A 15264-nucleotide genomic window follows, 5' to 3' on the forward strand; every position below is an offset into this window, starting at 1 on the left:
ATTACCCCTAAATTGAATATTTTAAATTGAAAGAAACGTAGTCGCGATCTGAGAAAGTATTGATATCGCCACCACCCCAAAATGAGTTGTAGCTCACATCAAGTGACCATGCATTTTGGTAGTTAAAGTTCATGGTTACACCTAATGATTTACGGTCTTCAATAAATAAGAACATAGGATCAGGCGTGTTACCATTTACGTCATGAGAAAATACAAATCGCGGAGAGAAGTTAATGCCATTGTACAGATTAAAGTAGTCACCTTTAGCAATTAAGCGATAACCCCAAGATGATGCCGTTGCAAACGACTTTTCTTCTGGGCCATTAGAAAGACCAAGTTGCAATGTTGTGTAGTCAGTTGTGCCTGGACCGGTAATTACACCGCTTCGACCAGTACCTGATACATTTAAGCGCATTTCGTCGTAATCAGGCATATCATGAATTTTAACAGCACCCACTTCACCTACTACAGCCCAACTATCAGCACCTAATGACGGGCCAAATAAATGTGTAGCTGTAAATTGAATTTGCGATGTATCACGCTCAATGTAACCTTGTGCTACTTCGCCAGCGGCTACCGAACTAATATCGTCACCAAAACTCATTTGCGAAATACCCGCAAAGTCTGGACGAATACCCGCTAGTGCTAATTGCTCAGGCATTGCAGTGTATAAAAGTTCAACATCATCTATTTGAAGTGGCTCATCTTGACGATAAGCAAATTCACCTGCAAAGGCGGTTTCACCAATGGTGGTATTAAAGCTTAAGCCATAAAGTTTAATATCTTCTGGGTAATCGTTTTCTGCTTTAGAAAAAGCAACTAAATCGGCTACGTTGTCATCTGTAATTTCAGTTGTGGCAATCATCGCTAAATCTTGAGCGATAGCAGCTTGTGAAAAGTTAGAAACACGTCCAGAAATAAGCGGCCTGCGGCTGTGGTAATTTACATGATATAACGCAACTTCTGTATCGTTCCACTCAGGTAAAAACACACCTAAACGTAAACCATATTGGCCACCATCTTCAGGCTCTGTTTTACCGTTATCACCTTTACCTTTAAGGGCCACTTTGGTTGGATGCGCTAAATACATATTTGCAAGTAATGCTTGGCCTTCGGCGCTAGTTGGATCTACACCCTGGGCTGCAGCTACTTGAGCAAAGTTTGTATATAAATTATTTAAACTGTCAGTTAAAAACGCAACATCAATATCTGGGTTTGATGTAAACCCTAACTGTACATTTTGCTGATAGCCGTTTTCTGCTGCAAAGTCGTTAGTAGAAAAATAGGTACCCGCAGCAGGTAAGCGTGTCTCATGCCACTGATACTGGTAAAAACCTTCTAGGGTAATATTTTCAGTAATTCCTAATGAAGCCCAAAGCATACCCACTGGGATAAACGCTTCTTTAAGCTCAGCACCCGGTGCTTTTAAGCGGTCAATATCAACTGGGTTTACGTTAATACCGTGCGAAATTAACGTACTTTCACCCCAGTTAACTACTTGTTGGCCTAAACGAATTGAAAGTGGGTTATTCCCATCGTTTAAATCAAAGTTAGCCCAAACGTAGGCATCAAGTAAACGAATGTCAGCACAGCTTTGCTCTTTAGTGTCGTCATCATCACAAGGGTCTACGCCCTGCCCTGACGTTGGGTTAACGTAAGCTCTGTCGCCATCCATTAACTCAAAATCGTAAAAGTACATAAAGCGTGTAAATAAGCCGTAGTTATCTTTGCTTATTGAAAGGTCGTGTGTGCCTTTCAATAATTTTGAAAACGAGTCACCGCTATCAAAATTAAGATTACCTGCATCGCCATTATTAGAATAAGAGCCAGGCTGCGCCCAAACATCTTGAGAAGAATAAATTGTATTTAATGCAGGATTATACCCAGACCAATCAAATGCAGGATTATTACTTTTACCAATAATGTTGAAATCTCTATCTTCAACACGGACGCTTTGACCATAGGAAAAAGTTGAATCGAAAGTTACATCAAAACCTCCAACCTCAAAATTTGCTGCATTCGCTGCTGCAGATAAACCTAAGCTTGCGGCTGCTAAACCTATAGCTATTTTGTTTTTAACAAAAAGCGATCTTCTTATCATTGTGTATCCCCCCTGTCGTGGGTAATTATGTGTGATCAAGTTATTGTTTTTAGTGTAATCTTAACGATAGAAGCGATTATAAAAAATTACAAATGGTCGCATTCAATCAATTATTATATTTTTTTAGCTGACGTTTACGTATTGGTAAGACGTCATACCAGATAATTTATACACGTAAATTAACAATAGAACAAATTGAAATTAACAAAAAGATAATATTTTTATGTATCTATAACATAAAAACGACAGGTTAGGCGATACGTTCGAGGCGAATAAATTTATTCTCAGGGGTGAGTAATAGTCTAAAGCGCCCTCTTATTCCAATAGAAGAAATATAAGGGCGTAGGTGTGAAGCGGCAAAACGTATTGTTTTGCCGTTATCCTCAACAACTTGCAGTGAGCTATAACGGCCATGGTAATAGTCCATGCACTTGTTATAGCTCAAGTTTAAGTAAAAGTAATACTCTGTCATTTAGTTGAGCGCTTTTTCTACCTTTTCGTATAAATCTGCACTTAATCCATCAAGATTAGCCAAACGTTGTAGCTGGGCTTTCATTGCCTTTGCACGCGTTTCATCAAAGCGTTTCCATGACATAAATGGCGTTAGCATTCTTGATGCATTTTGTGGATTAATCGCATTTAATTTAATGAGTAAGTCACCTAATAACTCATAGCCTTTTCCATCTTCTCGATGAAATTGCGATGTATTAAAATGACTAAAGCTACCAACTAATGCACGAACGCGATTAGGGTTTGAAAAGTCAAAGCTTGGGTGCTCATATAACGCTTTTATATTATCTATTGCATCAGCATCGGCGTGCATCGCTTGAAGTGCAAACCACTTATCCATTACCAATACATCATGACGCCACTGGCTATCAAAGTGATTTAAAAGCGAGCCACTTAACGGATGAGATGCTTTAACTACTGCACTTAGCGCAGCTAAAACATTGGTCATATTTGAAGAGTCAGCCGCGTTACTAATTATACTGCTTACTTCGTCGTTTTGTGTTTTAGCAAGGTAATGCAAACACATACCTTTGAGTGCACGTATAGCAACGGCATTTGCATTTATACTACCGTCATCTACTAAGCTGTTGTAACAGCTTAAAAACTCAGATGCTAACTGGGTTGCAATTTGCTGCTCAAAACGCGTTGTTATAGTAATAATTTCATCAACCTGAATTATCTCAAACTCAGCGGCAAACGTATCAAAGCTAGGAAGCTTAATCAGCTCTGCTATGAGTGCTAAATCCCCTGATTGCGCCTCAACTAAAACGCGTAGGGCTGTTATTACATTGTCACTTAGCTTTGCTTGCTCAGGCGCATCCATTGCCTCTTTTACAGCTTTAATAAATAACTGCTGCTGTGCATCCCACCGTGAAAAATCACTACGTGCAAAACGCATTATATGTAATAAATCGTGCTCTGAGTTCTGCTGGTTTAAAATACACGGCGCTGAAAAATCTTCTAGTAAAACAGCAACTGGACGAGACTCGATAGAGTCAAACGTAAATGTTTGCGTTTGCTCTGTCACATTAAGTACATGATCTTGTTGCTCTCCTTGATATGTAAGCGCAGTACTTTCGCCTTTTTCATTTAATAACTCAATGGCAAAAGGAATATGTAAATTACTATTATCTGGCTGATTTAACGGTGCTGACTGCTCAACAGTTAACGTAAATAGCTGCTTTTCTTGGTCGTAATGTTGAATGGCTTTTAAACGCGGCGTACCCGATTGGTTATACCAACGTTTGAACTGGCTTAAATCAATTGCAGATGCGTCGCTCATTGCCGCAACAAAATCATCGCAGGTAACCGCTTGGCCATCATGGCGCTCAAAATAAAGCTGCATTCCCTTTTGAAAGTTAACTTCACCTAGTAATGTATGCATCATACGAATAACTTCAGCGCCTTTATCGTAAACAGTCACGGTGTAAAAGTTATTCATTTCAATTACTTTTTCAGGGCGAATTGGGTGAGCCATTGGACCTGCATCTTCACTAAATTGATGTGTGCGCATAACTTTAACCGCATCAATTCTGTTGAGCGCGCGAGAGCCTAAATCACTGCTAAACTCTTGGTCTCTAAATACCGTTAACCCTTCTTTTAACGATAACTGAAACCAATCTCTGCACGTTACTCGGTTACCAGTCCAGTTATGAAAATACTCATGCCCTACAATAGATTCAATAGTGTGATAGTCTTTATCTGTCGCGGTTTCTTGATTCGCCAATACGCATTTACTGTTAAATACATTTAAACCTTTATTTTCCATTGCGCCCATATTGAAAAAATCAACGGCCACTATCATATAAATGTCTAAATCGTATTCAAGGTCAAACCGTTCTTCGTCCCACTGCATTGCTTTTTTTAGAGAGTTTATTGCATGCGGAGTTTTAGATAAATTGCCTTTATCTACAAATAGAGCTAGCTCTATTTCTCGGCCACTTTTAGTCGTGTACGTATCTTTTAGTACATCAAAGTCACCCGCCACTAAAGCGAATAAGTAACTTGGCTTTTTAAAAGGGTCTTGCCATTTAGCAAAATGACGACCATCTTGTGTTTCACCACTGTCTATTTCATTACCATTAGAGAGTAACTGCTTGAAGCTTTTATCAGCAATGATGGTTACGTCATAGGTGCTTAATACATCAGGACGGTCCATAAAGTAAGTGATTTTTCTAAAGCCCTGAGCCTCACACTGCGTGCAATAAGCACCACCCGATAAATAAAGCCCCTCTAGAGAGGTATTCGTTTGTGGTGAAATTTTAGTCACCATTTTAAGTTGGCATGCATGCGGTAAGTCATTAATAATTAAATGCTCACCTTCAACTTTGTAATTACTGTAAGGTGTGTTATCAACTTCAAGCTCAATTAATTGCAAATCTATACCATCTAGCACTAACGCAGAATTTTCGTGAGTTGTTCGCTTAAGCGTTAAAAGTGCAGTAACTTTGGTGTTTAATGGCTGTAAATCAAAAGTCAGCTCGGTGTGCTCAATAGAAAAATTTGGCGCTGTGTAGTCTTTTAAATACTGCGCTTGAGGTTGTTCTGAAACGGTCATAGTTACTCCAGCTAAAGCTCCTTAAATAAGGAGCTATTTAGATTTAAGCAGGTTGCTTTGGTTCAATGCGTAAAATTTTAATGCCTACGTACGCATATATAATAGCTAAGAAAGGATTAATTAAATTAAAGAAAGCGTATAACGCATAATCAAATGGGTTAATTAATAAAACACTTTGCATGTATGCACCACATGTATTCCATGGAATAAGTGGACTCGTTATCGTACCGCCATCTTCAAGTGTACGTGATAAATTTACAGGTTTTAAACCGCGCTTTTTGTATTCTTCTTTAAACATGCGCCCAGGTACTACAATGGCTATGTATTGATCCGCTGCAATTAAGTTTGTACCAACACAGGTAGCAATGGTTGATGCAATAAGTGAACCTGTGCTTTTAGCGATTTTTAAAATACTTTTAACAAAAATATCTAATAAGCCGGTTTTTTCCATGATGGCACCAAACATAAGTGCCGTCATTATAAGCCAAGTTGTAGTTAGCATACCTGCCATACCACCACCGCTTAATAATGAGTCCATTTTTTCATCGCCAGTGACAATATTGAAACCATCAAAAAACGTAGTCCAGATTATTTTAAAGTAACCAACTAGTTCACCTTGCGAAAGGTCTAACTGTGTTGCAATTAAATCTGACTGAAAAAGCATTGCCCACACAGCACCTATTACCGCACCAATCGAAATAGCAGGAAACGCTGGCATTTTTTTAATTGCAAGAACCAATAGCACAATTAAAGGTATGAGCATTTCAAAACCGATATTAAAGTTTTGCTCTAAAATCGCAGTAATTTCTTCAATTCGGCCTGCTTCATTTGAAGCCGTTGCATTAAAGCCCATAAATATAAAAATGACTAGCGCAATTACAAAGCTTGGCACAGTTGTCCAAAGCATATGATGAATATGTTCAAATAAGTCAGCGCCCACAACAGCTGGAGCTAAATTGGTGGTTTCTGATAATGGGCTTAATTTATCACCAAAATAAGCACCAGAAATAACAGCGCCCGCTGTAACGGTAGGATCTAGTCCTAAACCTGTTGCTACGCCTAATAGCGCCACACCTATTGTGGCTGCAGTAGTCCAAGAACTACCAATACTCATAGCTACAATGCCACAAATTAAGCAGCTCGCGGCATAAAACCAGCTTGGGTTAATCACTTGTAAGCCATAGTATATTAATGTCGGAACGGTGCCCGATAGCAGCCAAGTACCAATTAAGGCACCTACCATTAATAATATCAAAATAGCCCCTAACGACAGGGTGATGCCTTCAATCATGGCATCTTCAAGTTTTTTCCAGGTATAACCATTTTTAAGGCCAATTAAAGCCGCTGCAAAAGTAGCAAACAGTAACGCAATTTGGTTGGGGCCTGATGATGAATTATCACCAAATAAGTAAACTGCAGCACCAAGTAGGCATATCAAAACAGTTATTGGAACTAGCGCATCGAGGAACGAGGCGGGTTTAATTGGTTTTTCTAAAGGCTTCAAAATAGTGACTCCTACACACATATAGGAATGTGTGTTTATTTATTATTTTTAGCATATCAGTGCATTTTTTAAGCCACAGTAATGTAACTCAATTTTAGTAATTGGCGATTATAGCAATTCAGTAAAATTTAGGTAGCAAAAAAGGCGCATTAAGCGCCTTTTAAAAGTAGTAAAACACGGTTTTACTTTTTAGCTATACGGCCAAAGTTAATGTAATCCTGCGTGATTAAAGCGGCCTCTTCTAAGAAAGGGTCTAGCTCTTCAATTACTTCAGGCACATCGTCTAGGTTTTCAACGGGGTCTTTACCTAAACGCTTTAAACGCTCGTTTGTACGAGCTAAGGCGCGTGCTTCGTTTTCATCTTTTTCTTTAATGCGGTTAGCTTCGACTAAAGAAATAGTTTTACGATCTTTTTCTTCATTGTAACGAGCAATGTCATCAAATACATAGCCAAACTCTGGCTCTGATTTAATTCGCTCATTATGCTGCTTTTCTAAGTAAGTAATAACAGGGGTTAAATTTCCTTGTTTATTGTACTTAGCGCGCACAATGCTATCCCAAGGTAATGCATTATCTTGCTTACTTTCACCCCACTCAGCCGGATCGATAGCTGATGGAAAAGAGATATCTGGAATAACGCCTTTATGTTGCGTACTACCGCCATTTATACGGTAAAACTTAGCTATGGTGTATTGCACGCTGCCAAGCTCGTTATCGTATAAATCATACGCACGGCCTAAACCTTTGTGCTGCTGTACAGTCCCTTTACCAAAGGTTTGTTCACCAATTATCACTGCGCGACCATAATCTTGCATCGCAGCGGCAAATATTTCAGACGCTGATGCGCTGTAGCGATCAACTAATACAGTAAGCGGACCATCGTAATAGGTAATGCCGTCACGGTCTTTTTGTTCTTCAATTCGGTTATTTAAAGTATGAATTTGAACAACGGGGCCTTGGTCAAAAAAGAGGCCTGATAACTGAGTAGCTTCATATAATGAGCCACCGCCGTTTTGACGAAGGTCAATAATAATGCCATCAACGTTTTCTTCTTTTAGCTTAGCTAACTCAACTTTTACATCTTTAGATAAATTATTGTAAAAACCAGGTATTTCAATAACACCTACTTTAGAGGTTAAGTTTGAGTAACTTGCTTCAAATACTTCTGATTTAGCGGCTCTATCTTCTAAGCGGATTTTATCACGCGTAATTTCTACCACTTTTGGCGTACCGTGGGCATCAGCACCTTTCAAATATTGTAAACGTACTTTGGTGCCCTTTGGCCCTTTAATTAAATCTACAACATCGTCTAAGCGCCAACCAATAACATCTACAAACTCTTTGTTATCTTGTGCTACACCAATTATTTTATCGTCAGCTTTTAATTGTTCTGTTTTATCTGCTGGGCCACCAGGGACTAAACTGCGAATAACAGTATAATCTTCATCTGGGCTTAAAACGGCACCAATGCCTTCAAGCTCTAGGTCCATATCCATTTTAAATTGCTCAGCGCGACGTGGCGATAAGTACGAGGTATGTGCCTCTATGCTACGTGCTAAAGAATTCATCACAATTTGAAATGCATCTTCAGAATTTGTTTGAACTAAACGTTTTTGCGCATTTTTGTAACGTTTGGTAAGAACCTCTTTGATCCCTTCCCAGTCTTTACCTGTCATTTTTAAACGAAGCGCATCGTATTTAACGCGCTCACGCCAAATCTCGTCTAACTCAGCTTGCGATACTGGCCATGCAGAGTCTTCACGGTCAAAAAAATACTCATCGTCTTTATCAAATGTCATTTCTTTATCAAGCAACGATAAAGAATATTCATAACGTTCAAAACGGCGCTTTAAACTTAGATTAAAAATATCAAAGGTAAAGCCAAGTTTTCCGGTAGTGATACCGTTATCAAAATCATCGCGGTATTTTTCAAACGACGCAATATCGCTTGCTAAAAATACGCTTTTATTAAAATCAAGGGATTCGATATAACGATCGTACACTTTACTCGAAAGCTCATCGTTAAATCGAACCGGTGTATAGTGTGAACGAGCAAATAAGTTAGCCACTCGTTTGCTGGCAGTGCCATGTTGACTTTCTTGCTTAAGCACAGGTAAGTCTTCAAGTTTGGCAGCTTCTACTGAAGCAAGTAAAGAACCTGAAAACAGGGCAGCAACTAACGGAATGAGCGTAAACTTTTTACTCATACACAACTCCTTAATTTATTTACAGCTTAAATAATGTATAAGCTGTCAGCTTTGGTTTTAACTTGCATACCAGTTACTAATTCAACATGAACTTCGTCCTTGTTTACTTCAGTAATTACTGCATTTACAAGTGCTTGGCCAAGTTTAACCTTAACCTTGTTATTAACCTTGACCTCACTTGCAGGTAAAGGTTCAACTTTTCCTGAACGTTTAGCTGGCGCTGCTTTAGCTGGTTTATTAGCTTGTGCATTGTTTTTGCTAGCGTGAGCTGGTTTTTTCTTGAAAGATTTAGAATCTGAATCTTGGCGAGGACGCTGCTGCTTTTTACGCTTTGCCATTTTCGCGCGGCTTTCTTCTAGGGCTTTTTGAGCGTGATCAATATGCTCTTGCTCTACTTTTTCACCCTGATTACCATCAAGGTCAATACGAAACTCTGACTTAGTCACAGCTTCTAAATAGCGCCAGTTCGACGTGTATTTTCTAAGCGCTTGACGTACTTGTGTCTTACTTACTTTTTCAGACCCTTCAATACGTTCAGCGATATCTTTAAAAATACCGACTTTAAGCGGTTTAATACCGTCTTTTTGTTTAAAACATTGTGGGAATTCTTGATATAAAAATTCCAACACTTCATTAATATCTTTTAGCTTGTTTGTGGTTTCCATTTTAGAACCTATTTTTCACATCTTTTCATCAAGGGACGAATCAACGTAGTGTATTACCCAGTCGACCAACTCTTCGAAGTCGGCCTCTAGTACAGCCATATCACCACGAAGGTGTTCCCAAATACCATTTATTATTTCATCGATTGATTCACAATCTAAATCATCTGGGAGTTTATCCCAGGCAATGTGAATCAAATCATTGAGCGTTTCCGCTACATGTTCTTCATCCCCTTCCCAGTCGCCAACATCTTGTATAGCAAATAGGTAGTCTTGAACATTTAGCAAATCTTTCATTACAAGCTTGCCTCTAAGCATTTAACTAATGCTTCAAGACCCGCTTGGTCATCAGTATCAAATCGACCAATAGTTGGGCTATCAATATCAAGTACAGCAACTATTTTATCATTTTTCATGATAGGTACAACAATCTCTGAGTTTGACGCCGCGTCACATGCGATGTGACCATCAAAAGCGTGAACATCTTCAATTAATTGTGTTTGCAACGTTGCTGCAGCAGTACCACATACTCCTTTACCTACAGGAATACGGATACAGGCCGGATTACCCTGAAAAGGCCCAAGTACTAATTCACTCGGTGAATCCATAAAGTAAAAGCCCGCCCAATTTACATCTTCTAATGAGGTAAATAACAGCGCACTTACGTTAGCCATATTAGCAATGACATTAGATTCACCAGCAATTAGTGATTCAGTTTGCTTAACTAATGACTGGTAAAAATCGTGCTTTTGCATACCAAACTACTTCTTATTAAACAGACAGTAGCTAAAGGTACTCTTTGTCGTGAAAAATTGAAACCTTTTGCAGGCAAAAAAACAGAAATAGCGCCGTTTTTCAGCACGCTTGATTAATATTTCTGCAATTATTTTTTTGAGGATTTACGAAGGCCAAACAAAAATAGTCCAGCAGCAAATGCTGACATTACACTATTAATTAAAAATATCTCGCCTGTAGTCGCACTTAGTAAAAAGCTAAATATTGCACCACCTAATAAACCTAGTGTTAAAACCCCCGAATAGTTTACTTTTGCGTACTTAAACATTAGTAAATAGCCAGGCACAACAAAAGCAGCCATAGTAAGGCCAACAATGTGAGCATTCGCTATTGCGGTCATTAAAAGTTGCAAAAAAATAGTGGTAACATCACCATTAACTGTCAGTCCATAATATAAGCCCAACAGGCTGCCAACAATAACGGGCGATAACAAAGAAAGTGCAACACTTTTAGCAAGTTGATGTTTCATATAAGTTCCTAATTACACACTACAAACAATATATAAAGCATGCACCAAGTTCTTAAGGTTAGAAACAGAGACTATGGTCGTAATTTATGATGGGAAATTGAGCACTCTTTAAACTGCTGTAACTAGACATTTTAATGAATAGTTTTGTTAACTGAAAATCAAACACCTATTTTTTGGCAGCTCACGCTTACTTTGAGCTGCTTATTCGCCTGTAAGGCAAAGCTCACTACTTTACAGGCGCTATCTTCGATAAAACCTAGCCTTAAGATTGCAATATAAATGCGTTCTACAATTAATGGCTAATTTACGCATTTAGACTGCGGCAGTCATTTGCGGTTTGATAGGGGTATTAAGCGTCGCTGCTGATGTATTTATAAATAATGAGGACATAGTGACTTCACGTTTTTTCCCTCGGCGGATCAGTGCTTCAACATATACGATACTTAATACAATAGCGGTGGCTTTATAAAGGTTGCCGTGCAAATCACCCACTGCACCACCCGACATACTAAAAATGCCATAAGCTGCATTCATAAAAATATGCATCCACATAGGAAACCAAATTTTATAACCGCACTCACAATAAAGCCACGCAAACCAAGTACCCGCAACGGTGGTTACTGCGACCGCCATTAGTGCAGAAACGGCATCGCCACCTTGGTACATGTGCCCTACTCCAAATACTACCGAGCTTATCAACGCTGCAGGGATGAACCCCCAGCGGCAAAATCGGTATAAAGCGCCAAATAAAGCCGCCCTAAATATTAGCTCTTCAAAAAAACCAGCATAGATTGAGCCTGTTATTAGCCCAGACAAAGACAAATTTAAATTATTACTTAAATATGCATAGCCAAGTGTCATAGGTATACAGCACAGCAAAGCTGCAAAGGTATAGTTATTAAAGCCTGCGGTGTTAAGGCCAATTGCGTCAAGCATGTTACGTCTTTTAAATAGCAATGTGGTTAGCACTAATAAAGGAGTATATAAAAATAGGTATTTAGCGGGGATAAATAAAACATCAGTAGACGCATCGGCCTGGGTTAATATTTTCGTCCATTCGCTACCCCAAAAGCTTTTCATTATGTAATGGCAAAAAACAAACGTGGCTATCACTAACAGTGATTTTAAAATAATGTTCATAGTAACCTTCTTAAATTGTAATTTTTAGTTCCACTTAAGCATGCCTACCCCATCGTAAAACTACGAACTGTTAGGGCTTAACAACATTTTTAGGTATCAAATACAAGTATATGGGATGACTAACAAGCACTTGGGGTGAGTAACAAAGCCGCTTTTACATTATCTACATAGCTGCGCGATACAGGAACAGGTATAGGTGTATTTTTAAGTGTTAATTGCAAGCCGCCAGCGTTGCCACTATACGAGTGAATAAAGGCTACATTAACTGCATAAGAGCGATGGCACCTAATAATTGCAGAGTTAATCGAGAGCTGTTTAAGTAAGCGAGTTAAGGAAATACGCAGTAGAGTTTGTTGTATTGCGTGTCCGTCATAAACACTAATTTCGCAATAATTATCAGCCGCTTTTATAAACAAAATATGCTCTAATGCTATGCTGATTGCATCACTTTTATTATCGCCCACTAACGTAATTTGCTCTAGCTCTAAAGGAAGGGTTTCACTTTGCTTGTTTTGTTGCGGCTGTGGTGTTTCATCAATGCTAAACTGACTAGCATGGCGATTTAACATATACATAAAAATTAGCGGAAATGCGCCAATAGCAAATATATAGACAATAAACAGCATCTGATTTTGCCAATGCCACTTTCCTAAAAACGCCACAACAAAATAAGCGTGGTTAAATAAAGCGCAAATTAAAATATAAAGGCCGCTTATAAGCATAATACGAAGTGGCTTATAAAAATCATAACGTAACAGCACTATTTCAATAAAGCCCGATAATAGCAACGCAACAAAAGTGACTAAACCATAGCCTGAAAGCCTGAGTATTTTATATGACGATGTATCGTTAATTGTGCCAAAAGGCTGGAATACAAATAAGACAAACAACGTTACCAACGAGAACATCACTGCACGATAAACAATAAGTTTTCTTGAAGGTAAATCATCCTTGAGCCACAACATACTATTTTAATTACCAATTTTAAAATCTAAAAAATAAAAGTAACACATTAACATGTTAATGATCTATTAATAGCGGCTAATAGCAAACCGAAATGGGGAATAAGCGAGAAAACCTAAAGGTGGCCTGATAATAAACCGTAGATACAAAAAAGCCCGCTTTAAGCGGGCTTTAATATAATGGTGGAGAGATAGGGATTTGAACCCTAGATGGGCTACAAACCCATGCCGGTTTTCAAGACCGGTGCATTCGACCACTCTGCCATCTCTCCTAAAGTGCTATAAACTACAAGTAAGAGTGCACTCATAGTTATTGTAATTAGGTGGTGGAGAGATAGGGATTTGAACCCTAGATAGGCTACAAACCTATGCCGGTTTTCAAGACCGGTGCATTCGACCACTCTGCCATCTCTCCGCACGGCCTGCATAATAGGGAAACCCATTGGCTTTGTGAAGCTTTTTTTTAAAAAAATTGTTTAAGTGCTTAAAAAACAATTAATTTGTTTAAAGATAAAACAAAAACTTCCTTTTTGGTGGTTAAATGAACTTTAATTAAAAAATAACACTCTATTGATCTACAAAGGTTTGCCCAAACATATAAGAGTTGGTAATCTAATTTTAGTTAAATTATCGAAACAAACATGTTTCACTTAAAGGAGCTCTACAATGGCATTTAATCATTCGTACAATACCGCTAAACCGGTAATGTCGACCATTGAAACAAACAAGGTACTTAAAAACACCTATTTCTTACTGGCCATGACATTAGCATTTAGTGCTGTTACGGCGGGTATTTCAATGGCATTACAATTACCTTACTTTATGGGAATTGTGTTCACACTGGTTTCGTTTGGTTTATTATTTGTTGTAAACAAAAAAGCAGACTCAGCTTCAGGCGTATTTTGGGTATTTGCTTTTACAGGCTGTATGGGCGCAGGCCTTGGCCCACTACTTAACTACTACGCGGCTATGCCTAATGGTCCAATGCTTATTATGCAGGCCCTTGGTTCAACTGCATTAATATTTTTGGGTCTATCGGCTTATGCATTAAACACAAAAAAAGACTTCTCGTTTATGGGTGGTTTTTTAACAGTCGGCTTAATCGTTGTTATTGTTGCTAGCATAGTCAACATTTTCATTGGCAGCTCGCTAATGTTTATGGTGCTTAACGCTGCTGTTGTGTTAATTATGTCTGGCTTAATTTTGTTTGATACTAGCCGTATTATCAACGGCGGTGAAACAAACTACATCCGTGCTACAGTATCTTTATACTTAAATGTGTATAACCTATTTACTTCATTACTGCACCTTCTTGGCGCAAGTGATGACTAATTAAATAGTTCTGTTAAAATAGCCCCTTTATTGGGGCTTTTTTATTGGAATTGTTTTGGCACGATTTGTTCTTTCTTTACATACTCCACCATCAGATCACGATACAACGCAGCGCATAATTAAGTTTGCGCATGCGTGTTTGGCTCAAGGCCACACAATTGATGCACTTTTTTTGTATCAAAACGGTATTTACCATGCTTCAGAGAACTTTGAGCTTGCCTCTGACGAGCTTCAGATCCCTACACTTTGGCAACAGCTTGCAGATAAAAACATTAATTTAATGCTGTGTATTACAGCAGCAGAAAAGCGTGCGTTAAATTGTAAGCATACCGGTGTGTTTAGCGTGGCTGGGCTTGCCGAATTTGCAATGCTTACCAGTGATGCCGATAAATGGATACAGTTTAAATGAAAAACGTTCTAGTGATGAGTCAGTCAAGCCCATTTGATGAGCTAAATATTAGAGATGCGTTAGATATGTCACTGATTTTTGCAGCCGTTGAGCAAAATATTAGTTGGCTATTTAGCGGCCCTGCAGTGCTTGCGTTAAAAAACAATCAAACTACACACCCGCTGGGGTTAAAAGATTTTTTTAAAAATATAAAAACACTCGAAATTTATGAAGTTGAAAACATTTATGTGTGCGAAAAATCTTTACTGGATTACGGCTTAAATAAATCGCAATTAATTATTGATTCCATCAGCTTAAACTATACCGAGCAACAACAACTTATTGCAAAGCAGCATTTTGTGGTGAACCTATGAGTACATTACATATTTTTTCAAAACCACTGGCTTATTACGACTCAACCCAGCTTGAAAATATAATTAAAGACACCGATAAAGTACTTCTTGTAGGCGATGCCTGCTACGCAGCTAAGCAGTATATGCAATTAAATGATTCGCTATTATTGCTTTTAGAAGATGCGCATGCACGCGCAATTAAACTAAGCCTTGGCCAAACACTTATTAATTACGATGAGTTTGTTGCCCTTACTTTATCTACTAACCAATCTATTACCTGGTAA

General features: G+C 38.5%; 15 protein-coding genes and 2 tRNA genes. 4 read left to right on the forward strand and 13 right to left on the reverse strand.

The window, feature by feature from the left end; translation table 11 throughout:
- Positions 1 to 7: 7 nt before the first annotated feature.
- From PESP_RS09200 to PESP_RS09260, 13 genes are all read right to left on the reverse strand, one after another.
- Positions 8 to 2101: a DUF1302 domain-containing protein gene (locus PESP_RS09200; RefSeq protein WP_089347768.1), complete on the reverse strand. Its 2094-nt coding sequence runs from the start codon at positions 2099 to 2101 to the stop codon at positions 8 to 10.
- 250 nt (positions 2102 to 2351) lie between these two features.
- Positions 2352 to 2573 carry a DUF2835 domain-containing protein gene (locus PESP_RS09205; protein ID WP_089347769.1) on the reverse strand — a complete coding sequence of 74 codons (222 nt, stop codon included), beginning with the start codon at positions 2571 to 2573 and terminating at the stop codon, positions 2352 to 2354.
- Complete coding sequence (gene pepN, locus PESP_RS09210; RefSeq protein ID WP_089347770.1) at positions 2574 to 5168, reverse strand: aminopeptidase N; 2595 nt, start codon at positions 5166 to 5168, stop codon at positions 2574 to 2576.
- A gap of 43 nt (positions 5169 to 5211) precedes the next feature.
- On the reverse strand, positions 5212 to 6672 hold the full coding sequence (gene nhaC / locus PESP_RS09215; RefSeq protein WP_174694384.1) for a Na+/H+ antiporter NhaC: 1461 nt from the start codon (positions 6670 to 6672) through the stop codon (positions 5212 to 5214).
- A 182-nt stretch (positions 6673 to 6854) separates the two neighbouring features.
- Positions 6855 to 8879, reverse strand: coding sequence for a carboxy terminal-processing peptidase (gene prc / locus PESP_RS09220; protein WP_089347772.1), 2025 nt, complete (start codon positions 8877 to 8879; stop codon positions 6855 to 6857).
- Between the two features lie 26 nt (positions 8880 to 8905).
- A complete protein-coding gene (gene proQ / locus PESP_RS09225; protein WP_004586712.1) occupies positions 8906 to 9544 on the reverse strand; it encodes an RNA chaperone ProQ in 639 nt (212 codons plus the stop codon).
- 15 nt (positions 9545 to 9559) lie between these two features.
- Positions 9560 to 9838 (reverse strand): hypothetical protein, encoded by a 279-nt coding sequence (locus tag PESP_RS09230; RefSeq protein WP_054982581.1) that lies wholly within the window; start codon positions 9836 to 9838, stop codon positions 9560 to 9562.
- On the reverse strand, positions 9838 to 10296 hold the full coding sequence (locus tag PESP_RS09235) for a GAF domain-containing protein (protein ID WP_054982582.1): 459 nt from the start codon (positions 10294 to 10296) through the stop codon (positions 9838 to 9840). Before PESP_RS09235 ends, PESP_RS09230 begins: the two co-directional genes overlap by 1 nt.
- A gap of 128 nt (positions 10297 to 10424) precedes the next feature.
- Positions 10425 to 10805 (reverse strand): hypothetical protein, encoded by a 381-nt coding sequence (locus tag PESP_RS09240; RefSeq protein ID WP_054982583.1) that lies wholly within the window; start codon positions 10803 to 10805, stop codon positions 10425 to 10427.
- Between the two features lie 312 nt (positions 10806 to 11117).
- Positions 11118 to 11945, reverse strand: a complete 828-nt coding sequence (locus tag PESP_RS09245; RefSeq protein ID WP_089347773.1) for a CPBP family intramembrane glutamic endopeptidase — start codon at positions 11943 to 11945, stop codon at positions 11118 to 11120.
- A gap of 119 nt (positions 11946 to 12064) precedes the next feature.
- Positions 12065 to 12910 carry a LytTR family DNA-binding domain-containing protein gene (locus PESP_RS09250; protein WP_089347774.1) on the reverse strand — a complete coding sequence of 282 codons (846 nt, stop codon included), beginning with the start codon at positions 12908 to 12910 and terminating at the stop codon, positions 12065 to 12067.
- Positions 12911 to 13088: 178 nt separating this feature from the next.
- A tRNA-Ser gene (locus tag PESP_RS09255) sits at positions 13089 to 13179 on the reverse strand.
- A gap of 52 nt (positions 13180 to 13231) precedes the next feature.
- Positions 13232 to 13322 (reverse strand) — tRNA-Ser (locus PESP_RS09260).
- A gap of 251 nt (positions 13323 to 13573) precedes the next feature.
- Between PESP_RS09260 and PESP_RS09265 the strand changes: the two genes are divergently transcribed.
- From PESP_RS09265 to PESP_RS09280, 4 genes are read left to right on the forward strand one after another with little or no spacing between them, the layout of a single operon-like run.
- Positions 13574 to 14239, forward strand: a complete 666-nt coding sequence (locus tag PESP_RS09265) for a Bax inhibitor-1/YccA family protein (protein ID WP_089347775.1) — start codon at positions 13574 to 13576, stop codon at positions 14237 to 14239.
- A gap of 55 nt (positions 14240 to 14294) precedes the next feature.
- Complete coding sequence (gene tusD / locus PESP_RS09270; RefSeq protein WP_089347776.1) at positions 14295 to 14648, forward strand: sulfurtransferase complex subunit TusD; 354 nt, start codon at positions 14295 to 14297, stop codon at positions 14646 to 14648.
- Positions 14645 to 15001: a DsrE family protein gene (locus tag PESP_RS09275; protein ID WP_089347777.1), complete on the forward strand. Its 357-nt coding sequence runs from the start codon at positions 14645 to 14647 to the stop codon at positions 14999 to 15001. The genes tusD and PESP_RS09275 overlap by 4 nt, the downstream gene beginning before the upstream one ends.
- Entirely contained in the window at positions 14998 to 15264 is a 267-nt protein-coding gene (locus PESP_RS09280; RefSeq protein WP_089347778.1) for a DsrH/TusB family sulfur metabolism protein, read from the forward strand. Before PESP_RS09275 ends, PESP_RS09280 begins: the two co-directional genes overlap by 4 nt.

The organism is Pseudoalteromonas espejiana DSM 9414, from assembly GCF_002221525.1.
Lineage (GTDB): Bacteria > Pseudomonadota > Gammaproteobacteria > Enterobacterales > Alteromonadaceae > Pseudoalteromonas > Pseudoalteromonas espejiana.

Bases quoted from the DNA above. Each gene is read 5' to 3' on its own strand.
- PESP_RS09200 (WP_089347768.1), bottom strand. From the start codon at position 2,101: ATGATAAGAAGATCGCTTTTTGTTAAAAACAAAATAGCTATAGGTTTA.
- PESP_RS09205 (WP_089347769.1), bottom strand. From the start codon at position 2,573: ATGACAGAGTATTACTTTTACTTAAACTTGAGCTATAACAAGTGCATG.
- pepN (WP_089347770.1), bottom strand. From the start codon at position 5,168: ATGACCGTTTCAGAACAACCTCAAGCGCAGTATTTAAAAGACTACACA.
- prc (WP_089347772.1), bottom strand. From the start codon at position 8,879: ATGAGTAAAAAGTTTACGCTCATTCCGTTAGTTGCTGCCCTGTTTTCA.
- proQ (WP_004586712.1), bottom strand. From the start codon at position 9,544: ATGGAAACCACAAACAAGCTAAAAGATATTAATGAAGTGTTGGAATTT.
- PESP_RS09230 (WP_054982581.1), bottom strand. From the start codon at position 9,838: ATGAAAGATTTGCTAAATGTTCAAGACTACCTATTTGCTATACAAGAT.
- PESP_RS09235 (WP_054982582.1), bottom strand. From the start codon at position 10,296: ATGCAAAAGCACGATTTTTACCAGTCATTAGTTAAGCAAACTGAATCA.
- PESP_RS09240 (WP_054982583.1), bottom strand. From the start codon at position 10,805: ATGAAACATCAACTTGCTAAAAGTGTTGCACTTTCTTTGTTATCGCCC.
- PESP_RS09245 (WP_089347773.1), bottom strand. From the start codon at position 11,945: ATGAACATTATTTTAAAATCACTGTTAGTGATAGCCACGTTTGTTTTT.
- PESP_RS09250 (WP_089347774.1), bottom strand. From the start codon at position 12,910: ATGTTGTGGCTCAAGGATGATTTACCTTCAAGAAAACTTATTGTTTAT.
- PESP_RS09265 (WP_089347775.1), top strand. From the start codon at position 13,574: ATGGCATTTAATCATTCGTACAATACCGCTAAACCGGTAATGTCGACC.
- PESP_RS09275 (WP_089347777.1), top strand. From the start codon at position 14,645: ATGAAAAACGTTCTAGTGATGAGTCAGTCAAGCCCATTTGATGAGCTA.
- PESP_RS09280 (WP_089347778.1), top strand. From the start codon at position 14,998: ATGAGTACATTACATATTTTTTCAAAACCACTGGCTTATTACGACTCA.